The organism is Mycobacterium sp. 852002-53434_SCH5985345, assembly GCF_001667155.1.
Lineage (GTDB): Bacteria > Actinomycetota > Actinomycetes > Mycobacteriales > Mycobacteriaceae > Mycobacterium.
In genome coordinates this window covers 42,732-64,575 of sequence record NZ_LZIE01000058.1, presented here as the reverse complement: position 1 = coordinate 64,575, position 21,844 = coordinate 42,732, and the positions used below count along the sequence as shown (strand labels likewise).

At 68.3% G+C, this 21,844-nt stretch carries 17 protein-coding genes; 9 read left to right on the top strand and 8 right to left on the bottom strand.

Annotation, left to right across the window (positions count from 1 at the left end):
- Positions 1–90: 90 nt before the first annotated feature.
- Both uvrB and A5756_RS13845 read left to right on the top strand, forming a co-directional pair.
- Positions 91–2,250 (top strand): excinuclease ABC subunit UvrB, encoded by a 2,160-nt coding sequence (uvrB, locus tag A5756_RS13850; protein ID WP_066953144.1) that lies wholly within the window; start codon positions 91–93, stop codon positions 2,248–2,250.
- Positions 2,251–2,307: 57 nt separating this feature from the next.
- A complete protein-coding gene (locus A5756_RS13845) occupies positions 2,308–3,717 on the top strand; it encodes an MFS transporter (RefSeq protein WP_066953142.1) in 1,410 nt (469 codons plus the stop codon).
- A 68-nt stretch (positions 3,718–3,785) separates the two neighbouring features.
- Here A5756_RS13845 and A5756_RS13840 read toward each other — a convergent pair whose 3' ends face one another.
- On the bottom strand, positions 3,786–5,357 hold the full coding sequence (locus A5756_RS13840; RefSeq protein WP_066953140.1) for a glycosyltransferase family 39 protein: 1,572 nt from the start codon (positions 5,355–5,357) through the stop codon (positions 3,786–3,788).
- A 285-nt stretch (positions 5,358–5,642) separates the two neighbouring features.
- Between A5756_RS13840 and A5756_RS13835 the strand changes: the two genes are divergently transcribed.
- On the top strand, positions 5,643–6,086 hold the full coding sequence (locus tag A5756_RS13835; RefSeq protein ID WP_066953138.1) for a universal stress protein: 444 nt from the start codon (positions 5,643–5,645) through the stop codon (positions 6,084–6,086).
- Between the two features lie 5 nt (positions 6,087–6,091).
- Here the strand turns inward: A5756_RS13835 and A5756_RS13830 are convergent, their stop codons facing one another.
- Positions 6,092–6,778, bottom strand: a complete 687-nt coding sequence (locus A5756_RS13830; RefSeq protein WP_066953136.1) for an MBL fold metallo-hydrolase — start codon at positions 6,776–6,778, stop codon at positions 6,092–6,094.
- Between the two features lie 111 nt (positions 6,779–6,889).
- Here A5756_RS13830 and uvrA point away from each other — a divergent pair, with 111 nt between their 5' ends.
- The gene (gene uvrA, locus A5756_RS13825; RefSeq protein ID WP_066953330.1) at positions 6,890–9,793 is read left to right on the top strand and encodes an excinuclease ABC subunit UvrA; all 2,904 of its coding nucleotides are present in this window, start codon (positions 6,890–6,892) and stop codon (positions 9,791–9,793) included.
- A gap of 7 nt (positions 9,794–9,800) precedes the next feature.
- Here uvrA and A5756_RS13820 read toward each other — a convergent pair whose 3' ends face one another.
- The 5 genes from A5756_RS13820 to lysX all read right to left on the bottom strand — a co-directional run bounded on the left by A5756_RS13820 (position 9,801) and on the right by lysX (position 17,146).
- On the bottom strand, positions 9,801–11,540 hold the full coding sequence (locus A5756_RS13820) for a serine/threonine-protein kinase PknH/PknJ (protein WP_066953134.1): 1,740 nt from the start codon (positions 11,538–11,540) through the stop codon (positions 9,801–9,803).
- A gap of 29 nt (positions 11,541–11,569) precedes the next feature.
- Complete coding sequence (locus A5756_RS13815) at positions 11,570–11,803, bottom strand: hypothetical protein (RefSeq protein ID WP_066953132.1); 234 nt, start codon at positions 11,801–11,803, stop codon at positions 11,570–11,572.
- A 13-nt stretch (positions 11,804–11,816) separates the two neighbouring features.
- Positions 11,817–12,245, bottom strand: a complete 429-nt coding sequence (locus A5756_RS13810) for a DUF6653 family protein (protein WP_232001823.1) — start codon at positions 12,243–12,245, stop codon at positions 11,817–11,819.
- 7 nt (positions 12,246–12,252) lie between these two features.
- Positions 12,253–13,734: an alpha/beta hydrolase family protein gene (locus A5756_RS13805; RefSeq protein ID WP_197505772.1), complete on the bottom strand. Its 1,482-nt coding sequence runs from the start codon at positions 13,732–13,734 to the stop codon at positions 12,253–12,255.
- A 76-nt stretch (positions 13,735–13,810) separates the two neighbouring features.
- A complete protein-coding gene (gene lysX, locus A5756_RS13800; protein ID WP_082948162.1) occupies positions 13,811–17,146 on the bottom strand; it encodes a bifunctional lysylphosphatidylglycerol synthetase/lysine--tRNA ligase LysX in 3,336 nt (1,111 codons plus the stop codon).
- A 440-nt stretch (positions 17,147–17,586) separates the two neighbouring features.
- Between lysX and infC the strand changes: the two genes are divergently transcribed.
- The 4 genes from infC (at position 17,587) to A5756_RS13780 (ending at position 19,718) form a co-directional block, all read left to right on the top strand.
- Positions 17,587–18,192, top strand: a complete 606-nt coding sequence (gene infC, locus A5756_RS13795) for a translation initiation factor IF-3 (RefSeq protein ID WP_082959153.1) — start codon at positions 17,587–17,589, stop codon at positions 18,190–18,192.
- 40 nt (positions 18,193–18,232) lie between these two features.
- On the top strand, positions 18,233–18,427 hold the full coding sequence (gene rpmI / locus A5756_RS13790; protein ID WP_066953125.1) for a 50S ribosomal protein L35: 195 nt from the start codon (positions 18,233–18,235) through the stop codon (positions 18,425–18,427).
- A gap of 85 nt (positions 18,428–18,512) precedes the next feature.
- A complete protein-coding gene (gene rplT / locus A5756_RS13785; protein WP_046184507.1) occupies positions 18,513–18,908 on the top strand; it encodes a 50S ribosomal protein L20 in 396 nt (131 codons plus the stop codon).
- A gap of 18 nt (positions 18,909–18,926) precedes the next feature.
- Entirely contained in the window at positions 18,927–19,718 is a 792-nt protein-coding gene (locus A5756_RS13780) for an RNA methyltransferase (protein WP_066953323.1), read from the top strand.
- On the opposite strand, the gene A5756_RS13775 is transcribed toward A5756_RS13780, so the two are convergent.
- Entirely contained in the window at positions 19,705–20,748 is a 1,044-nt protein-coding gene (locus A5756_RS13775) for an oxygenase MpaB family protein (RefSeq protein WP_066953123.1), read from the bottom strand. The two genes, A5756_RS13780 and A5756_RS13775, sit on opposite strands and share 14 nt — an antisense overlap.
- Positions 20,749–20,939: 191 nt before the next feature.
- On the opposite strand from A5756_RS13775, the gene A5756_RS13770 reads away from it, so the two are divergent.
- On the top strand, positions 20,940–21,830 hold the full coding sequence (locus A5756_RS13770) for an adenylate/guanylate cyclase domain-containing protein (RefSeq protein ID WP_066953121.1): 891 nt from the start codon (positions 20,940–20,942) through the stop codon (positions 21,828–21,830).
- Positions 21,831–21,844: the final 14 nt, after the last annotated feature.

The following is a 21,844-nucleotide window of genomic DNA, read 5'->3' as shown; positions in this document are numbered from 1 at the left end:
TTGTCCATTCGCCCCGGTACTCCTGTGACGGATGTGGCTGTGCTCGCCGGGCACGCGACACTTGTCGGTGCGCGGTTCTAACCTGTTGGCATGGCTTTCGCCACGGAACATCCGGTACTCGCCCATTCGGAATACCGCGCGGTCGACGAGGTCGTGCGCGTCGGCGGCCACTTCGAGGTGGTCAGCCCGCACGCGCCCGCCGGCGACCAGCCGGCCGCCATCGACGAGCTGGAACGGCGCATCAGGGCGGGGGAGCGTGACGTGGTGCTGCTCGGTGCCACCGGCACGGGCAAGTCGGCCACCACCGCCTGGCTCATCGAGCGGCTGCAGCGGCCCACGCTGGTCATGGCGCCGAACAAGACGCTGGCCGCCCAGCTGGCCAACGAACTGCGAGAGATGTTGCCGCACAACGCCGTTGAGTACTTCGTGTCGTACTACGACTATTACCAGCCAGAGGCGTACATCGCCCAGACCGACACCTACATAGAGAAGGACAGCTCGATCAATGACGACGTGGAGCGGCTGAGGCATTCCGCGACGTCGTCACTGCTGTCGCGGCGCGACGTCGTCGTGGTGGCCTCGGTGTCGTGCATCTACGGCCTGGGCACGCCGCAGTCGTATCTGGACCGCTCCGTGGAACTCAGCGTCGGCACCGAGGTGCCCCGCGACGCCCTGCTGCGGCTGCTGGTCGACGTGCAGTACACCCGCAACGACCTGTCCTTCACCCGCGGCTCCTTCCGGGTGCGCGGCGACACCGTCGAGATCATCCCCTCCTACGAGGAACTGGCGGTGCGCATCGAGTTCTTCGGCGACGAGGTCGAGGCGCTGTACTACCTGCACCCGCTGACCGGCGACGTGATCCGCGAGGTCGACTCGCTGCGGATCTTCCCGGCCACCCACTACGTCGCCGGCCCGGAGCGGATGGCCCACGCGATCTCGACGATCGAGGAGGAGCTGGCGGCACGGCTGGCCGAGCTGGAGGGCCAGGGCAAGCTGCTGGAGGCGCAGCGGCTGCGGATGCGCACCAACTACGACATCGAGATGATGCGCCAGGTCGGCTTCTGCTCGGGCATCGAGAACTACTCGCGGCACATCGATGGCCGCGGACCGGGCTCGCCGCCGGCGACCCTGCTCGACTACTTCCCGGACGACTTTCTGCTCGTCATCGACGAGTCACACGTCACGGTGCCCCAGATCGGCGGCATGTACGAGGGCGACATGTCCCGCAAGCGCAACCTGGTCGAATACGGGTTCCGCCTGCCCTCCGCATGCGATAACCGCCCGCTGACGTGGGAGGAATTCGCCGACCGGATCGGGCAGACGGTGTACCTGTCGGCCACCCCCGGCCCGTACGAACTCAGCCAGGCCGGCGGCGAATTCGTCGAGCAGGTGATCCGGCCGACCGGACTGGTGGACCCGAAGGTGGTGGTCAAGCCGACCAAGGGGCAGATCGACGACCTGATCGGCGAGATCCGCAAGCGCACCGAGGCCGACGAGCGGGTGCTGGTGACGACGCTGACCAAGAAGATGGCCGAAGACCTCACCGATTACCTGCTGGAGATGGGCATCCGGGTGCGCTATCTGCACTCCGAGGTCGACACCCTGCGCCGGGTGGAACTGCTGCGCCAGCTGCGGCTGGGCGAGTACGACGTGCTCGTCGGCATCAACCTGCTCCGGGAGGGCCTGGACCTTCCCGAGGTGTCGTTGGTGGCGATCCTGGACGCCGACAAGGAGGGCTTCCTGCGGTCCTCGCGCAGCCTCATCCAGACCATCGGCCGCGCCGCCCGCAACGTCTCCGGCGAAGTGCACATGTACGCGGACTCCATCACTGACTCGATGAAGGAGGCGATCGACGAGACCGAACGGCGGCGGGCCAAGCAGGTGGCCTACAACGAGGCCCACGGCATCGACCCGCAGCCGCTGCGCAAGAAGATCGCCGACATCCTCGACCAGGTCTATCGCGAGGCCGACGACAGCGAAACGGTGGGGATCGGCGGCTCCGGACGCAACTCCTCCCGGGGCAGGCGCGCCCAGGGCGAGCCGGGCCGCGCCGTCAGCGCGGGCGTGTTCGAGGGCCGCGACACGACCAGCATGCCGCGCGCCGAACTGGCCGACCTGATCAAGGACCTCACCGAGCAGATGATGGCCGCCGCGCGTGACTTGCAGTTCGAGCTGGCCGCACGGTTCCGCGACGAGATCGCCGACCTGAAGAAGGAACTGCGGGGGATGGACGCCGCCGGCCTGAAATGAGTTTGCTGGCAGCGGATCTCAGATCGTCACTCTCACGACACCCCATACGGTAGAAGGGTGACCGACACCGCGACCGTCACCGGCGGCTGGGACCAGCTGCTGGGAGCCAGGTATCTGAGGACTTCCATCCTGCTGGCCGGCGGAGTGGCGCTGTACGCCACCAACGAGTTCCTGACCACCAGCTTGTTGCCCAACACCATCGCCGAAATCGGCGGCAGCCGGCTCTACGCCTGGGTGACGACCTTGTACCTGGTGGGGTCCGTGGTCGCGGCGGCGATGGTCAATCCGATGCTGCTGCGCGCGGGGGCGCGCTCGTCCTACCTGACCGGACTCGCCGTGTTCGGCGTCTCCAGCCTGGTTTGCGCGGCGGCGCCGAACATGCAGGTTTTGATAGCTGGGCGCGCCCTGCAGGGCGTGGCCGGTGGGCTGCTGGCCGGCCTCGGATACGCCGTGATCAATTCCGCCCTGCCGCGCGCGCTGTGGACGCGTGGCTCCGCACTGGTGTCGGCGATGTGGGGCGTGGCGACGGTGGTCGGCCCCACGACGGGTGGCCTGTTCGCCCAGCTCGGCCTTTGGCGCTGGGCCTTCGTGGCGATGGCGGTGCTGACCGGCCTGATGGCCATGTTGGTGCCGGTCGCGCTGGCCCGCGTCGAGCCCAGCACCGCCATGCCGTCGAAGAAGGTGCCGGTGCGGTCGCTGCTGCTGATCGGTGCTGCCGCGCTGGCGGTCAGCGTCGCCCAGATTCCGCGCGACACCCTGGCGACATTCGCGCTGCTCGCCGCCGGCATCGCGCTTGTCGGGGTGTTCGTGGTCGTCGACTGGCGGACGCACGCGGCGATATTGCCGCCCAGCGTGTTCGGTCCCGGGCCGTTGAAGTGGATCTACCTGACCATGGGCGCGCTGATGGGTGCCGCGATGGTGAACACCTACGTGCCGCTGTTCGGGCAGCGGTTGGCGCATCTGACCCCGATCGCGGCCGGGTTCCTGGGAGCCGCGCTGGCGCTCGGCTGGACGGTCAGCGAGATCGTCAGCGCGTCGCTGGAGAGCCCGCGCACGGTCAGGCGGGTGATCGTGGCGGCGCCGCTCGTCGCCGCTTCCGGCCTGGCCCTGGCCGCCGTCGCACGGCGCGGCGACACGTCCCCCTGGACGGCCGCGCTGTGGGCCGTGGCGCTGCTGGTGGCCGGGACCGGGATCGGAATGGCCTGGCCGCATCTGTCGGCGCGCGCGATGGCCTCGGTCGACGACCCCGCCGAGGGCAGCGCCGCCTCGGCGGCCATCAACACCGTCCAGCTGATTTCCGCGGCGATCGCCGCCGGTCTGGCGGGGGTGGTGGTCAACACCGCCAAGGGCGGCGACGGGATGGCGGCGCACTGGCTGTTCACGGTGTTCACCGCGCTGAGCGCCGCGGGTGTGGCGGTTTCCTACCGCGCGACCCGCGGCGTGCGCGAGGCGCTGCCGGTCGGCTAGTCCGCGCTGAGCTCTTGCCCCGTCAACTACCCGACAATTGGCGGTTCACGCCGTCGGCAAAGCGGCAATCAGCGCGTGGACTTCACCACTTGGGAGTAATGGAACTGCCAACGTTCGACAATGCGGAAACCGAGATAACTCGGGAACCGATAAGCCGGGGCGCGCCCGAATGCAGGTCCCGGCGGCAATGACGGTCCGGATTGATGGTCGGGCAGCGATGGTTCTTTATTGGTAATTGTCCAGATTGCGGGACATTTGTTGATTTTGGCCGTGGTCAGCCACACGGCGACGTGGCCGTCCCACAGCGACCCCACCTTCGGCCCGTAGGCGCCGCGTTCGACGTCGATGAGTGACCGGAAGGCCGCGGGCCGGGTGGCCAGCAGGGCGCGGATCGGCCCGGGCCGCCACGGCACCGTGTTGTCGACCAGCAGGCAGTCACCCGGCGCGGCATGGGAGCTGATCAGATCGGCCACCTGGCTGTAGTCCCAGCCCTCCTTGGCGTACGGCCAGCGCTGGACGAACAGGTAGTTCGGCACCGCGGCGACGGCGCAGGCCAGCACGACTCCGGCGATGGGCCAGGGTTTGCGGGCGACCGTCACGATGCAGACGGCCAGGACCACGGCCATCGCGGGCGCGGTGAAGATCAGGTAGCGCGGGTAGTAGATCGGCTCGCTGACCGCCGAATAGATGACCACGAGCGCGGTGGGGATGACCAGCCACGCCGAGCAGACGATCAAGAGCCGACGCGTGTCGCCGGCGGGGGGCCGAACGCCGGCCAGCCGGGCCGCGACCGCCGCCACGATGAGGACGGCGGACAGGATGGCGAACGGGACGCTGTGGTCGAAATACTGGCGCAGGATGATGTCGAACGCGTAATGCCAGCTGACCGGGTAAATCCAGTTGACCTGCCATACCTGCGCGTGGGCGAACACGAGGAACGGCGTCATGGCCGCGACCGCGACGGACGAGCTGATCGCCCACCGAATAACCGCGGATTTGCGCGCCTTTTCGGGCGCCAATAGCGGCACCATTACGGCGTAGACCGGCACCAACAGCACCATGTTCAGATTGAGCAGAATCGAGAGCATCAACGCCAGCGCGTAGCAAACCCACAGTCGCGGTCTGTTGCGCCGGGCGGCGACGACGAGCAATACGGTCAACCAGACCGCCGCGGCGGCCGCGAAGGCGTAGGGCCGCGCCTCCATGCCCGCCCAGGTGGTGCGCGGCAGGATGGCGAACACGACACCCGCGCAAACCGCGGCCGGCCGGGTCGAGAACTGCCTGGTGAACACCGTGACGCCCGCGGCGGCGGCGCCCACCGCCAGGGCGCTGGGCGCTCGCGACCAGAACTCCGTCGGCGGGAACAGGGCGAACCAACCGTGCATCAGCAGGTAGTACAGCCCGTGCACGGCGTCGATGTGGCCCAGCAGCCGCCACAGCTCCGCCAGCGTCCGGCTCCCGGCGGCCGAGATGGTCGCCCCCTCGTCGAACCACAGGGAGGGCCTACAGGCCCACGCGCCGCTGACCACGGCCGCGAACACGGCGATCGCCCACGGATCGAGCAACCGCCCGGACGAACGCGCGGGCGCGGGCTCCTCGACTCCGTCCGCGGCGCGCTGCTCGATGGTGGGCATGGACATGATGCTTGTCACTGTAAAGCCGAGTCGTGGGGCCGGCTCACAAATCGCGCCCCGGCCATTCGCGCCACGCGTCCGCATTCGGCGAAAAGCTGCGTTATGCAACGCTTTCCGCGTCGGACCTGAGCATTTGATTGTTTCGCCATCGGCGATATTGTCCGCTGGCGCGGCGCGGCCCCGCAAATTGTCGACACGCCGCGCCACGCGGTGTCGCTAATCAGTTCCCTTTACGCCGGGCAAACGCGATAGTGTCTTGGGTTGGCTGACCAACCGAAACTGGGAGGGTTAATGGGCGCCTATCAGACTGTGGTGGTGGGAACCGATGGCTCGGACTCGTCAATGCGTGCGGTGGACAAGGCGGCGCAGATCGCCGGGCCGGACGCCAGGCTGATTGTCGCTTCGGCATACCTGCCCCAGCATGAGGACAGCCGGGCCGCCGACGCGCTGCGCAACGAGAGCTACAAGGTGTCCGGCACCGCGCCGATCTATGCGATCCTGCAGGACGCCAAGGAGCGGGCGCACAAGGCCGGGGCCAAGAACGTCGAAGAGCGCCCGATCGAAGGCGCCCCGGTCGACGCGCTGGTCAAGCTGGCCGAGGACGAGAAGGCCGACCTGCTGGTCGTCGGAAACGTCGGACTGAGCACCATCGCGGGCCGGTTGCTCGGATCGGTGCCCGCCAACGTGTCGCGGCGCGCCAAGGTGGACGTGCTGATCGTCCACACCACTTCGTAGCTCGCCTACCAGCCTCGTTCGCGCCATTCGCCGAGGTGAGGGCGTTCGGCGCCGAGCACCGTGTCGTCGCCGTGACCGGGATAGATGACGGTGGCGTCGTCGTACACGTCGAACACCCGGGTGGTGACGTCGTCCAGGAGCTGCGCGAAATCGCCCGGCTGCCATGTCTTGCCGACGCCGCCCGGGAACAGGCAGTCGCCGGTGAACAGCTGAGTGACCCCGCCCGTGGCGGGCCCGTCGAGGGCGAGCGCGATCGAGCCGGGCGTGTGCCCGCGCAGGTGGATGACCTTGAATTGCAGCTCGCCGATCTGCACCGTGTCGCCGCCCGCCAGCAAACGGTCTGGTTTGACCGGCAGTGCCTCGGCGTCGATCTGGTTGGCGGCGGTCGGCGCCCCGGTGGCCGCGGCCACGGCCTCCAGCGCCTGCCAGTGGTCGAAGTGCTGATGGCTGGTCACGATCAGCGACACCTTGGGTGCGTTCTGCCGGATCAGCCCGATCAGGACGTCCGCGTCGTTGGCGGCGTCGATCAACAACGTCTCCCCGGTCGCGGAACATGTCACCAGATACGCATTGTTGTCCATAGGGCCCACCGACGCCTTTAGGATCGTGGCGCCGGGTAGGGTCCGGCGGGCCGCAGTGCCAGGGTCGACGTGTCCGGAGTAGTTGTCGCTTACCTTGTCGGGGGCAGTCATAGCGGCCACGTTACTGGTCAAACGTTTGTTGTCGGTACGGGCACATAGCATGGAATGCGCCGTGCGCATTACCGGCTGCAGTACGTAAAAGATCCACTGAAAGAGGGCAGCGTGGCTGACCGCCTGATCGTCAAGGGCGCCCGCGAACACAACCTGCGGGGCGTCGACCTCGACCTACCGCGCGACGCGCTGATCGTCTTCACCGGGCTGTCGGGGTCGGGCAAATCGTCGCTCGCGTTCGACACGATTTTCGCCGAGGGCCAGCGCCGATACGTCGAGTCGCTGTCCGCCTATGCGCGCCAGTTCCTGGGCCAGATGGACAAGCCGGACGTCGACTTCATCGAGGGCCTATCCCCGGCGGTGTCCATCGACCAGAAGTCGACCAACCGCAACCCGCGGTCGACGGTCGGGACGATCACCGAGGTGTACGACTACCTGCGGCTGCTCTACGCGCGCGCCGGCACGCCGCACTGCCCGGTCTGCGGCGAGCGGATCGCCCGCCAGACGCCCCAGCAAATCGTCGACCAGGTGCTGGTGATGCCGGAAGGTACCCGCTTCCTGGTGCTCGCCCCGGTGGTGCGCACCCGCAAGGGCGAGTTCGCCGACCTGTTCGAGAAGCTCAACGCGCAGGGCTACAGCCGGGTTCGGGTGGACGGCGTGGTGCACTCGCTGACCGATCCGCCCAAGCTGAAGAAGCAGGAGAAGCACGACATCGAGGTGGTGGTGGACCGCCTCACCGTCAAGGCCAGCGCCAAGCAGCGGCTCACCGATTCCGTGGAGACCGCGCTGAACCTGGCCGACGGAATCGTGGTGCTGGAGTTCGTCGACCACGAGCACGACGCCCACAACCGCGAGCAGCGCTTCTCCGAGAAGCTGGCGTGTCCCAACGGGCACGCGCTGGCGGTCGACGACCTCGAGCCGCGATCGTTCTCGTTCAACTCGCCCTACGGCGCCTGCCCCGAGTGCACCGGCCTGGGGATCCGCAAGGAGGTCGACCCCGACCTGGTGGTGCCCGATCCCGAACGCACGCTGGCCGAAGGTGCGGTCGCCCCGTGGTCGACGGGCCACACCGCGGAGTACTTCACCCGGATGATGGCCGGGCTCGGCGACGAGATGGGCTTCGACGTCGACACGCCGTGGCGCAAGCTGCCGGCCAAGGCGCGCAGGGCGATCCTCGAGGGGTCCGACCATCAGGTGCATGTGCGCTACCGCAACCGATACGGCCGAACCCGTTCGTACTACGCCGATTTCGAGGGCGTGCTGGCATTCCTGCAGCGCAAGATGGCCCAGACCGAATCCGAGCAGATGAAGGAACGCTACGAGGGTTTCATGCGTGACGTGCCCTGCCCGGAGTGCGAGGGCACCCGGCTCAAGCCGGAGATCCTGGCGGTGACGCTGCGCGCGGGGGACCGGGGAGCCAAGTCCATCGCCGAGGTCTCCGAGCTGTCGATCTCGGACTGCTCGGACTTCCTCAACGCGCTCACCCTGGGGCACCGGGAGCAGGCGATCGCCGGGCAGGTGCTCAAGGAAATCCAGTCGCGGCTCGGCTTCCTGCTCGACGTGGGGCTGGACTACCTGTCGTTGTCGCGCGCGGCGGCCACGCTGTCCGGCGGTGAGGCGCAACGCATCCGGTTGGCCACCCAGATCGGGTCCGGCCTGGTGGGCGTGCTCTACGTGCTCGACGAGCCGTCGATCGGGCTGCACCAGCGTGACAACCGTCGCCTTATCGAAACCCTCACGCGGCTCAGGGATTTGGGCAACACCCTGATCGTCGTCGAGCACGACGAGGACACCATCGCGCACGCCGACTGGATCGTCGACATCGGTCCGCGGGCCGGTGAGCACGGCGGCGAGATCGTGCACAGCGGGACGTACGCCGAGCTGCTGGCCAACGAGGAGTCGATCACCGGTGCCTTCCTGTCGGGCAAGGAGGCCATCGAGATGCCGGCGATCCGGCGTCCGGTCGACCGCAAGCGTCAGCTCACCGTCGTCGGCGCGCGCGAGCACAACCTGCGCGGCATCGACGTCTCGTTCCCACTGGGCGTGCTCACCTCGGTCACCGGCGTGTCCGGCTCCGGCAAGTCGACGCTGGTCAACGACATCCTCGCCACGGTGCTGGCCAACCGGCTCAACGGTGCCCGGCTGGTACCGGGGCGGCACACCCGGGTGACGGGCCTGGACCACCTGGACAAGCTGGTGCGGGTCGACCAGTCGCCGATCGGTCGCACGCCGCGGTCCAACCCGGCCACCTACACCGGCGTGTTCGACAAGATCCGGACCCTGTTCGCGGCCACCACGGAGGCCAAAGTCCGTGGCTACCAACCGGGCCGGTTCTCGTTCAACGTCAAGGGCGGCCGCTGCGAGGCGTGCACCGGCGACGGCACCATCAAGATCGAGATGAACTTCCTGCCCGACGTGTACGTCCCCTGCGAGGTCTGCCACGGTGCGCGCTACAACCGCGAAACCCTGGAAGTGCATTACAAGGGCAAGACCATCTCCGAGGTGCTGGACATGTCGATCGAGGAGGCGGCGGAGTTCTTCGAGCCGATCACCGGCATCCACCGCTACCTGCGCACGCTCGTCGACGTCGGCCTGGGCTACGTCCGGCTGGGCCAGCCCGCCCCGACGTTGTCCGGTGGCGAGGCGCAGCGCGTCAAACTGGCCGCCGAACTGCAGAAGCGCTCGACGGGGCGGACGGTCTACATCCTCGACGAGCCCACCACCGGACTGCATTTCGACGACATCCGCAAGCTGCTCACCGTCATCAACGGGCTGGTGGACAAGGGCAACACGGTCATCGTCATCGAGCACAACCTGGACGTGATCAAGACGTCCGACTGGATCGTCGACATGGGGCCAGAGGGTGGTGCCGAGGGCGGAACCGTTGTCGCCGAAGGCACTCCGGAGGATATCGCCGCGGTGCCGGAAAGCTACACAGGGAAGTTCCTGGCCGAGGTCATCGGCCGCGCCGCCCCGCCGCGGCGGTTGAAGCGGCGGCGCAAAGCCACCGCCTGATCCGCCGTCAGCCGGGGATCTTGGTCGCCATCTGGTTGGCGATCAACCTGGCCTGGTTGATGGTTCCCGGTGCGCAGACGTTGACGTCGAGGACCACGTTGGATACCGCCTCCATGACGTGTTGGCACACCACCGCGGTGTTGGCCAGTGTGCGCTGAATGGCGATGTTGGGCGGGTTGCCGCTGATCTGCCCGAAGGTCCATTCGAACGGGGCTTTGTCGCTGGGCTGGGTCACGGTCTTCCCCCCACAGTCCCGCCATTGGGTCCACTGGTCGGTCACGAATCCCCGGGCCTGGTCGGCGGACGCGAAGATCACCGCCCCCTGCGCCACGACGTAGGCGGGGTTGCTGTTCGGCTTCTTCAGCAGCTGGGCGAGCATCGCGGTGTAGCCGCTGCTCTTGTACGTCCGGGTTTGGAAACCGATGAGCGCCCCGAGGCACTTGTCGTCCGACAGCGTGTTGCCGGGGCCCGGGTCCGTCATCTCGGTGACGTTGTGGTCGAGGATGATCCCGGTGGTGCCGACCAGGACGTTGATCTGGTCGACCGGAAGCAGGAGCGAATCCAGTTGTGCGGGAGCCACTGTCGGGGCGGCGCCGCTGGTCGCTGCGCTCGTGGTGGAGGGAGCGGCGGTGGTCGTCGTTGGGGAGGCGTCGGGCGGGGGATCACCGGACTTTTCGACCGCCAACCACACCCCGGTGCCCGCGATCACCGCGACGACGAGCGCGAGGGCACCGATGACCAGCCCCAGCCGGCGCCGCGGTGGTGCGGGCGGCGCCCATGGCGCGACGGGTGGAGTCGCGAACCACGCCGGATGCGGCGGTGCGGGCTGGGCCCGAAACTGCTGCGCGCTCGGCGGCGGCGCGAAATGTTGGCTGTGCTGGATCAGCTCGGTCGCCTCGCGTTGGTCCGGGGCGCTCAGCGCGTGCAGGGCCGCTTTCGCGAGATCGCCTGCGGTCGTGTAGCGGTCGTTCGGATCCTTGGCCATCCCGCGGGCGATGACCTCGTCGAACGCCGCCGGGACGGCGGCATTGCGCTGGCTCGGGCGCGGGACCGGCTCCACTAGGTGTGCGGCCATCAGGCTGCTGAGGCTGGTCGTCTGGAAAGGTCTTGTGCCCGTGAGGCATTCGAAAAGCAGGCAGGCCAGGGAGTAGATGTCGACGCGGTAAGTGGGGTCGTCGTTGCCGAATCGCTCGGGCGCCATGTAGCTCCAGCTGCCTATGGCGGCACCGGTTTTGGTCACCCGCTCGTCGGTGGCCGCGGCGGCGATGCCGAAGTCGACCAGGTAGGCAAAGTCGCCCTCGGCGAGCAGGATGTTCTCGGGTTTGATGTCGCGATGAATGACCCCGGTGCGGTGCGCGGCATCGAGGGCGGCGGCGACTTGTTCGACAATCGCGACCGCGCGCGGTGGCGGGAGCGGCCCGCTGCGGCTCAGCACCTTCCCCACGTCGCGCCCCTCGATGAGGCGCATGTCGATGAACACTTGACCGTCCACCTCGCCGAAATCGTGAATCGGCACGATGTGCGGTTCCTGTAGCCGGCCCGCGGTCCGGGCCTCGCGTTGCATGCGCCGCCGAAATGAGTCATCCGAACTCACTTGCTCGGACATCAGCTTGAGCGCCACCACGCGGTCCTTGACGGTGTCGTAGGCCTCGTAGACCTCGCCCATCCCGCCGCGGCCCAGCAGGCGGCGCAGTTGATACGGCCCAAATCGGCTCCCGATCCTCGAACCGGGCTGCGTTTCACTCATCGACGTCCCCCGACGCTAAGCCAGCCGCCCTAGTCCTCATCCGTGTGCATCGACTCGCGGATCTCGGCCAATCGTTCGGCCGCGGCGCGCTCGCGCTCGTCGTATTGCTCGGCGACAGTGCGGCCTTCGGGCGATTCGGCGTCCAGCTCCGCGTCGCCCAAGGATGTCGCGTAGCGGTTTTCGATCTTCTCGCGGACGGATTCGAAGGTCGGCACACCGGCGTTGTCGTACCCAGGATCGGGTGGGGTTGGTTCGTCGGGCATGGAGGCCACGCTACTAAAGGCCCGCCCGCCGCTCGCGCTCCAGATAACGCACCATCTGCTCCCAGTACACCAGCGTCAACGCCATCTGAACGGCGATAGCCGCCGCCGCGGGCAGCAGGCGACGGCGGCGCGCGGCGACGACGGCAGCCAGCGCGGCCACCGATGTCAGGGCGCTGACCACCATGGCGGCGTCCCGGGGGCGCCGGCCGATCCACAACTCCTCGCCCAGCATCGCCCGCGTCGACCACGCCCGCTCGTGCGCCGGCCTGCCGAAAACGAACGGGTTGACGGCCAGCCACAGCCCGATCCACGCCGCATGGCTCCAGCGCCGCGTCCACGGTGGCACCAGGATCAGCGGGGTGCTCGCCCAGCGGGTCCAGGCGCTCCACGGATTGCAGTGCCGCGCAAAGATCGCGCGCCGGACCCGCGCAACGGAAAACACCGGCGGGCTACCGCCTGGCGGGCGAATGGTCGGCCGGGACGATGACCGGGGCGGTGGGTGCGGGCGGGGCAGCGCCGGGCAACGCGGTCCGCGGGATTCCCGGCGTGCCCAGCCGGCCGGCCAGCCACGGCAGCGCGGCGGCGAAGACCCGGTCGGCGAACGGCCAATCGTGCTTACCCGGCTGCGCCAGCACCGCGCAGTCGATCCCGTTGGCGCGCCCGAGCGCGCACAGCGAGTAGGCGGCCGCCGTCTGGTTGCCGGGGTCGGCGGCCGCTTCCCGGCCGGCGAGACGGATCGCGCCGCTGTCGGTCATCATCGGGTCGTGGCGCGGTGCGGGCGGGCCGTCGGAGGAGATGGCGAACCAGCCGGCGACGTCGCTATAGGGCCCGTGCCGGCTGATCACCGTGGTCGGGTCGAATGCCGCCCACGCGTCGGCGTTTCCGCCGAAGAGCCGCGCGATGGTTTGGGTCTTGTTTCCGGCGTTGGGGAAGAAGTCGCCGGCGACGTCGACGAACGCGCTGAACATGTCGGGGTGCATGACGGTCAGGTCGACCGCGCAGGTGCCGCCCATCGACCAGCCCGCGACGCCCCAGTGCGACCGGTCGCCACTGACGCCGAACTTGGAAACCATGTACGGTACAACGTCTTTGGTCAAATGGTCGGCGGCGTTACCGCGGACACCGTTGACGCATTCGGTGTCGTTGTTGAAGGCCCCGCCGGAGTCGACGAAGACCAGCACCGGGGCCTTGCCGTTGTGGGCGGCCGCGAAGTCGTCGATCGTCTTGACCGCGTTGCCCGCGCGGGTCCAGTCGGCCGGCGTGTTGAACTGGCCGCCGATCATCATGACCGTCGGCAGCGCCGGCGGCGGGCTGCTGGTGAACCACTCGGGCGGCAGATAAACCAGCTCGCCGCGGTGCTTGAAATGAGAGCCGTCAGACGGGATCACCACCGGAACCACGCTGCCGTGCGGTGGCCGCGCCCGTTTGGCGGCCATCGCGGTGACGGTGGCCGGGTCGGTCTGGTCGGGCAGGGGACCGGAGGTGATCTGGTTCCACGCGGCCTGCACCGTCGGGAAGTAGCCGACCCATAAGTTGAGCACCAGCGCGGCACACAGCGCGCACAACGGCACGGCCAGCAGGCCTGCCCCGCGCCGCCAGCGGCGAGCGCCGCGCCACCCCAGGACCAGCACCGCCGCCGCCGTGCCGGTCAACGTGATCCAGAGCCACAGTGCCGCCGGCGCGGGTTCGTCGGACAGGCCGCGGTCGACGATGTACCAGTGCGTCAGGTAGGCCACGGCAGCGCCGGCCAGCGCAGCCGCCGGCAACCACACGGTCCGCCAGCGACGCGACCGCCAGCCGACGGCCAGGGTCAGCACGACCGCGGTGACCACCTGGATCGTGGTGGGCACCCAGCCGTGCATCAGCGAGGTGTGACTACTTGCCAGCAACTGCGTCGTGGCATTGATCGTCGACGCGGTCACGGCATTCATTGTGATCCATTGTTAACCGGCCTGGAACATATTCACCGAATGTTCGCCATCGGCCCGCCCGCGCGTCGCGGGCCGCCTAATGGGGCTTGGCCAGCGGAAATGGCAGGGTTTCGCGGATGCTGCGGCCGGTTATGAGCATGACGAGCCGATCGATGCCCATGCCGAGCCCCCCGGTGGGCGGCATCGCGTACTCCATGGCCTGCAGGAAGTCCTCGTCGAGCTCCATGGCCTCGGGGTCGCCGCCGGCGGCCAGCAACGACTGCTCCTGCAGGCGACGGCGCTGCTCCACCGGGTCGGTGAGCTCGCTGTACGCGGTCCCCAGCTCGACCCCCCAGGCCACCAGGTCCCACCGCTCGGCGACGCCGCGCCGGCTGCGGTGCGGCCGGGTCAACGGCGAGACGGACGTCGGGAAGTCGATGTAGAAGGTCGGCCGCTCGGTCCGGTCCTCGACCAGGTGCTCGTAGAGCTCCAGCACCACCGCGCCGGCGTCCCACTGCGCCCGATACGGAATGTGGGCGGCGTCGGACAGTTTGCGCAGAACGGACAACGGGGTGTCGGGATCGATGTGTTCCCCGAGCGCCTCGGACACCGCGTCGTGCACGGTCTTCACCGGCCAGGGCCCGGAGATGTCGACCGGTTGGAGGCGGCCCTCGGCGCCGGGCCGCAGCACGGTCTGCTCGCCGTTGGCGGCCTGCGCGGCGTTTTGAATGAGCTCCCGGCTGCCGTCGACCCACGCCATGTAGTCGGCGTGCGCCTGGTAGGCCTCGAGCAACGTGAACTCCGGGTTGTGGCTGAAGTCGACCCCTTCGTTGCGGAAGGCCCGGCCCAGCTCGAACACCCGCTCCACGCCGCCGACGCACAACCGCTTCAGGTACAGCTCCGGCGCGATCCGCAGGAACAGGTCCATGTCGTAGGTGTTGATGTGGGTGACGAACGGCCGGGCGGTGGCTCCACCGTGGATCTGTTGCAGGATCGGCGTCTCGACCTCGATGAACCCCTTGGCGAACAACGTTTCCCGGACGGAACGCAGGACGCTGCTGCGGGCCGTGACCAGCTCGCGCGACTCGGGATTGACCGCCAGGTCGACGTAGCGGGTCCGCACCCGCGCCTCGGGGTCGGTCAGCCCCTTCCACTTGTTCGGCAGCGGCCGCAGGCACTTACCGATCATCCGCCAGTCTCGCACGATCAACGAGCGGGTTCCGTTCTTGGAAAAGCCCATGTGCCCGGCCATCTCGACCAGGTCGCCAAGGTCGATGGCCGCGGTGAAGTCCGCGGTGCGGCCCTGCTCCAGGCGTGAATTGTCCAGCAGCACCTGCAATTCGCCCGACCAGTCCCGCAGCTGGGCGAACAGCACCCCGCCGTAGTCGCGTATCCGCAATATCCGGCCCGCCACGGAGACCGTTTCCTGATCGTCGGCGTCCAGCGCCCGGGCGATGGTGTGGCTGGGCGGGGATCCCACGGGATAGGCGTCAATGCCGTTGCGCCGCAATATCTTCAGTTTGGCCAGGCGGACCCGCACCTGCTCGGGCAGGCGGGCCCTCGACTCCTCGAGTTCCGCGTCGTCGCGCCGTTGTTGTAACTCGCTGACGTCGGGCGCCGAGCCGTCGTGGTGCAGCAGGCCCGACTCCGCCAGCCTGGGCGGCACGGCGGGGTGATGGCCGGTGTGCACCTTGTCGCGCCGGGTGAACGGCAGCACCAGGAAGCCCTCGGCGATAACCGAGGCGACGCCCACCCGGGGGATCAGGCGCGCGTCCTCGTAACAGGCGTAGCGCGGAACCCATTCCGGTTGGTATTTCATGTTCGACCGGTACAGGGTCTCCAGCTGCCACCATCGCGAGAAGAACAGGAGCAGCCCCCGCCACAGCCGGGCGACCGGGCCTGCGCCGAGTTGCGCGCCCTGTTCGAACGCCGAGCGGAACATCGCGAAGTTCAATGAAATGCGGCTGATGCCAAGGGTTTCGGCGGTCAGCGCGAGCTCGCTGACCATGAGCTCGATGGTGCCGTTGGGGGATTGCGGCGAGCGGCGCATCAAGTCCAGGGAGACCCCGGTGGTTCCCCAGGGGACCAACGACAGCATCGCCACGACGGCGCCGTCGCGGTCCAGCGCTTCGACCAACAGGCAGTCCCCATCCGCCGGATCGCCCAGCCGGCCCAGCGCCATGGAGAATCCGCGCTCGGTCTGGGTGTCGCGCCAGGCGTCGGCGCGGGTGATCGTCTGGGCCATCTCCTCGGCCGAGATGTCGCGGTGCCGGCGGATGCGCAGGGTCAACCCTGCCCGGCGCGCCCGGGTCACGGCCTGGCGCACCCCGCGCATGTCCGGACCGGACAGCCGGAAATCTGCGGTTCGCAAGATCGCCTCGTCGCCCAACTCGAGCGCGTTCAGCCCCGCTTCCCGATAGACGCGCGCCCCCTGCGTGCTGGCGCCCATGACGCCCGGCGCCCAGCCGTACGCCTGGCACAGGCCCAGCCACGCGTCGATGGCCTGCGGCCACGCCCGCGGGTCGCCGATCGGGTCGCCACTGGCCAGGCAGACGCCGACCTCGACGCGATAGGTGATGGCGGCGCGGCCGCTCTGCGCGAACACCACCGACTTGTCGCGGCGGGTCGCAAAGTATCCGAGCGAGTCGTGCTTGCCGTAGAGCTCGAGGAGCCCGCGGATTGCCGACTCGTCCTCACCGGTGAGCGCGTTCTCGGCGCGCTGGGATTGGAAGAGCACGATGGTCGCCAGGATCAGCGCCAGCGCCCCGAACAGGCCGAAGATCGCGTTGAGGAACACGTGCGGCTTGCCGGTGAACAGGTCCGGATCGGCCAGGGCGAATCCGACCACCCGGTTGGCCACGTAGGGCAGGCGGTCCGGGCGCGCCAGCGTTCCGGGCCACAACTCCACCAGGCCCCAGGAGACCAGGATGCCGACCACGTCCCCCGCGACCAGCACCGCGGCCGCCTTGACCATGGCGCCCTTGCGGACCTTGGCCCAGAACTCCCGGTACGCCAGCACCAGCAGCACGATCGCCACGATGTGCACCGCGAACCCGAGGTTCTCCCCGAAGGTTTCGGCCGCGGTGTTGTCGCCCGCGGCCATGTCGGCGACGTTCAGGCCGGCGGAAAGGATCATCTGGCCGAGCAACACCAGCCAGGCGATCCGTTTCCGGGCGGTCAGGGCCGCGGCCAGCAGTGCGAGCACGAACGACCACGCGATGCTGGTGTCGGGGAAGTTGAACAGGTAGTTGTTGATGAACTCGCGCGGGACCTTGATCATCCACCGGATCGCCGGGGACACGCTGGCCAGCAGGGACACGGTGGCGATGACGCCCACGATCCACCCGGCCGCCGCCGGTACCCAGCGATACCGGGATTGCGACCGGCCGCGAGCCCCCGAACGGGACCCCGAGCGAGATGAAGCGAGTGTCACAGACCGCGAGGATATGCCCTCAATCCGTGAAAAGCTTGGCGAAGCGCGAAGAGGGGCTGGCAATAATCGGTCCGGTCGCGCAAGCGTGCTCGTGCGCGCCGGACGGGGGTCGGGGGCGAAGTGCAAAAAGCCGCCCCGTGGCTGCTAAACTAGCGTCCGCGACCATCCCGGCGAAGGCCAGGAACAGCAAGTGGAGTCCCACTCCCACCGCGTGCCACGAAGTTTCCTTCAAGGCTTGGCGGTCCGGTCACAGGCATCGCGCATGTCTGTTCCGCGAGCAAACGCGGGCGGCTTGACCAGTTGCAAGCCGTGATCGGTCGGCATTGGGCCCTGCTATTGCAGGGCTTTTCTGCTGGTGGTGTGGTGTTTCCGCCGCTGACTCCCGACCGAGGCCTTGGCCGTGAGCGCAGGATATCTATAAGCCCAACAAGGGAGGCCCCATCAGCACTGAGACCCGCGTCAACGAGCGCATCCGCGTACCTGAAGTCAGATTGATCGGCCCCGGGGGAGAACAGGTAGGCATAGTGCGCATCGAAGACGCACTTCGCGTCGCCGCGGACGCCGATCTCGACCTTGTCGAAGTCGCCCCGAACGCCAGACCCCCGGTCTGCAAGATCATGGACTACGGCAAGTTCAAATACGAGGCGGCGCAAAAGGCGCGCGAATCCCGCCGCAACCAGCAGCAGACCGTCGTCAAAGAGCAGAAACTGCGACCAAAGATCGACGATCACGATTACGAGACCAAAAAGGGTCACGTAATCCGCTTCCTGGAGGCGGGTTCGAAGGTGAAGGTCACCATCATGTTCCGCGGACGTGAGCAGTCGCGCCCCGAGTTGGGTTACCGCCTGCTGCAGCGGCTGGGCGCGGACGTCGCCGAATACGGCTTCGTCGAGACGTCCGCCAAGCAGGACGGCCGCAACATGACGATGGTGCTGGCCCCGCACCGCGGCGCGAAGACTCGGGCCAGGGCGCGGCACCCCGAAGGCCCGGGGGACGGCGAGGCATCGGACGCCGACGCGGGCGCCGACACCCCTTCACCCAACTGACCTTCAGACCAAATAGCGAGATTCGAGAAGTAGAGGAAACATGCCCAAGGCCAAGACCCACAGCGGGGCTTCGAAGCGGTTCCGGCGCACCGGAACCGGCAAGATCCTGCGCGAAAAGGCGAACCGTCGGCACCTGTTGGAGCACAAGCCGTCCACCCGGACTCGCCGGCTGGAAGGCCGCACGACCGTGGCGGCCAACGACACCAAGCGGATCAACAAGCTGCTGAACGGCTGACCTTCAACAAGCCGTGCGCCGGCCCGTCGGTGCCGGCACCCGACCCATTTACTTTGCACGTTACTTTTCAGAGAGCAGGAACCCCATGGCACGCGTGAAGCGGGCGGTCAACGCCCACAAGAAGAGGCGCAGCATTCTCAAGGCCTCGAAGGGCTATCGCGGCCAGCGCTCGCGGCTCTACCGCAAAGCCAAAGAGCAGCAGCTGCATTCGTTGAACTACGCCTACCGCGACCGCCGCGCGCGCAAGGGCGAGTTCCGGAAACTGTGGATCTCGCGGATCAACGCGGCGGCGCGCGCCAACGACATCACCTACAACCGGCTGATCCAGGGTTTGAAGGCCGCCGGTGTGGAAGTGGACCGCAAGAACCTCGCCGACATCGCGATCACCGATCCCGCGGCGTTCACCGCACTGGTCGACGTCGCCCGGGCCGCACTGCCCGAGGACGTCAACGCACCCTCGGATTCCGGAGAGGCCGCCTAAACCGGCTTCCGGGTGCAGGTGCTGACCGAACGTTCGGCCCGGGTCGCCGCGGCGGTCAAACTGCATCGCCACGTCGGCCGGCGGCGGGCGGGGCGATTCCTGGCCGAAGGCCCCAATCTGGTGGAGGCGGCGGCCGCCCGCGGTCTGGTCCGCGACGTCTTCGTCACCGAAGCCGCGTCGCAGCGTTATGCGGCTTTGCTTGGCGCGCAGCACTGTCCGGTCCATCTGGTCAGCGAGCGGGCCGCAAAGGCGCTGTCCGACACCGTCACCCCCGCCGGACTGGTCGCCGTCTGCGAAACGCCGGCGACCGGCCTGGCGGACGTGCTGTCCGGTTCGCCGCGGCTGATCGCGGTCGCCGTCGAGATCAGCGAGCCGGGCAACGCCGGCACGGTCATTCGCATCGCCGACGCCATGGGCGCACAGGGTGTGATCCTCGGCGGGCACAGCGTCGACCCGTACAACGGCAAGTGTCTACGCGCCTCGACCGGCAGCATCTTCTCGATTCCGGTGGTCGCCGCGCCTGACGTGGCCGCCGCGCTGGGCGCCGTGCGCGCCGCGGGGCTGCAGGTGCTGGCGACCACGGTCGACGGCGAGACGCGCCTCGACGATGCCGCGGCGCTGCTCGCCAGGCCGACCGCGTGGTTGTTCGGCCCCGAAGCGCAGGGTCTGCCAACCGAAATCGCGGCGGCGGCCGATCACCGCATGCGCATCCCGATGGCCGGCGGTGCCGAGAGCCTGAACGTGGCCTCCGCCGCGGCAATCTGCCTCTACCAGAGCGCGCAGGCGCTGGGCATGTTCAAGCGGCCCTGACGCGACCCCGGGCGGGCCGCAGACCCGCCAGCGACAGCGTCCCGTGCACCAGCGAGCCGGCGCGCTCAATGAGGGCCTTCGCGGGGTCGAGCGGCGACCGCGGACGGGGAGGGAAGTAATGCATGGGCAGGCCGCGGCGGTCGCGGGGCGGCGCCATGAACGGCGGAGCCTCCACCAACGGCGCGTTGCCGGGTAGCCGCCCCTCGGCCCGGCGGTACGCGGCCAGCGCCCGGGGGTGCAGCCGAATCTCGTCGGGAACCGCCAGGAAGGCCAGTTCGACGAACTTGCCGAACAGGCGCAGCAGCACCTCGTCGCCGGGCGTCCAGCGCATGCCGGCCTTTTCGCGAACCGCTGGCTCGAACAGGCCCGCCGCGATCCAGCGCTGGCCCGCGACCAGCGGCCTGAACATCTGGTCCCAGATCGGTGTCGGCATCAGCACGAATTTCGGCTTGGGGATCCGGATTTGGAAGATGTCCAGCGTCGCCCGGTTGATTTCCAATTCCTCGCGGCAGACCCGATCCCAGTACTCCTGGAACTCCTCCCACGAGGTGGGCACCGGTCGCATGCTCATCCCGTACATCCGATACCACCGCACGTGCTCGTCGAACAGCTGGCGCTTCTCCGCCTCCGTCAAGCCCCCGCAGAAGTACTCGGCCACCTTGATCACCAGCATGAAGAAGGTGGCGTGGGCCCAGTAGAAGGTTTCGGGGTTCAGCGCGTGATACCGGCGGCCGTACGCGTCGACGCCCTTGATGGTGTGGTGGTAGCTCTTGATCTGCCGCCCCGTCTGGGCAGCCCGGTCGCCGTCGTAGACGACGCCCATGATCGGGTACACCGAGCGGGCCACGCGCTGCAGGGGCTCGCGCAGCAGGATCGAATGCTCCTCGACGCCGGCGCCCAGCTCCGGATACATGTTCTGGATCGCGCCGATCCAGACGCCCATCATTCCCGTGCGAAGGTCGCCGAAGTACTTCCAGGTGAGGGAATCGGGTCCGAGCGGATCGTCGGATGTCGTTGGAATGGCAGTCATCTCGGCCTCCTCGGCTCACGATAACTTTGACAACGCGCGTTGTCTACGATTTCGGCCGCGCGCGCCGGCGGGTGTTATGCGGCGTCCATAGCGGTGTGGCATCGCTGTGATCAGGCGATACGTTGCGAGCTGTGACACAAACCGTGGGGCCTTCGTTGCCCGGCTCCGCCGGAACCAAATAACCTGGCCAGGTGGAACTCGCGCGTCGCGACTCGGACTCGGGCGAGCCCGATTCGCCACCGCCTTCCGCGGTCTCGGCGCACGGCGCCTCGCAGTGGTTGCACAACCGGAATCACAGTCCCGGCGCGGTGGCGTTCATCCGCCGGGCGCGGCGTCTGCTACCCGGCGATCCCGAGTTCGGCGACCCGCTGTCCACGGCCGGCGAGGGTGGACCGCGCGCCGCGGCGCGAGCCGCCGACCGGCTGCTGGGGGACCGCGACGCGGTGTCGCGTGAGGTCAGCCTCGGGCTGTTGCAGATGTGGCAGGCGCTGACCGAGTCGGTCGCCCGACGTCCCGCGAATCCCGAGGTGACGTTGGTGTTTACCGACCTGGTCGGCTTCTCGTCGTGGTCCTTGCAGGCCGGTGACGAAGCGGCGCTCACCCTGCTGCGACAGGTGGCGCGGGCCCTCGAGCCGCCGCTGCTGGACGCCGGTGGCCACATCGTCAAACGGATGGGCGACGGCCTGATGGCCGTCTTCGGCGATCCCACGGTCGCGGTGCGGGCCGTCCTGGCCGCCAAGGGGGCGCTGAAGTCGGTCGAGGTGGCGGGCTACACGCCGCGGATGCGGGTCGGGATCCACACCGGTCGGCCCCAGCGGTTGGCCGCGGACTGGCTCGGCGTCGACGTCAACATCGCCGCTCGGGTGATGGAACGGGCCACCAAGGGCGGGGTCATGGTGTCAGGTTCGACACTCGACCTGATCGCCCAGAGCGAACTGGACGCGATGGGCGTCGTCGCCAAACGTGCACGTAAACCCGTGTTTGCGGGCAAGACCCCGGGCGTCCCGGCCGACTTGGCGATATATCGTTTGAGGACTCATAGGGAGTTGACAGCGCCCGATCACACTTCCGAAACAAATTAGCCGACATAATGGAT

Coding starts and splice junctions, on each gene's coding strand:
- uvrB (WP_066953144.1), top strand. CDS start 91: ATGGCTTTCGCCACGGAACATCCGGTACTCGCCCATTCGGAATACCGC.
- A5756_RS13840 (WP_066953140.1), bottom strand. CDS start 5,357: ATGTCCATGCCCACCATCGAGCAGCGCGCCGCGGACGGAGTCGAGGAG.
- A5756_RS13835 (WP_066953138.1), top strand. CDS start 5,643: ATGGGCGCCTATCAGACTGTGGTGGTGGGAACCGATGGCTCGGACTCG.
- A5756_RS13830 (WP_066953136.1), bottom strand. CDS start 6,778: ATGACTGCCCCCGACAAGGTAAGCGACAACTACTCCGGACACGTCGAC.
- A5756_RS13820 (WP_066953134.1), bottom strand. CDS start 11,540: ATGAGTGAAACGCAGCCCGGTTCGAGGATCGGGAGCCGATTTGGGCCG.
- A5756_RS13815 (WP_066953132.1), bottom strand. CDS start 11,803: ATGCCCGACGAACCAACCCCACCCGATCCTGGGTACGACAACGCCGGT.
- A5756_RS13805 (WP_197505772.1), bottom strand. CDS start 13,734: ATGAATGCCGTGACCGCGTCGACGATCAATGCCACGACGCAGTTGCTG.
- rpmI (WP_066953125.1), top strand. CDS start 18,233: ATGCCCAAGGCCAAGACCCACAGCGGGGCTTCGAAGCGGTTCCGGCGC.
- rplT (WP_046184507.1), top strand. CDS start 18,513: ATGGCACGCGTGAAGCGGGCGGTCAACGCCCACAAGAAGAGGCGCAGC.
- A5756_RS13775 (WP_066953123.1), bottom strand. CDS start 20,748: ATGACTGCCATTCCAACGACATCCGACGATCCGCTCGGACCCGATTCC.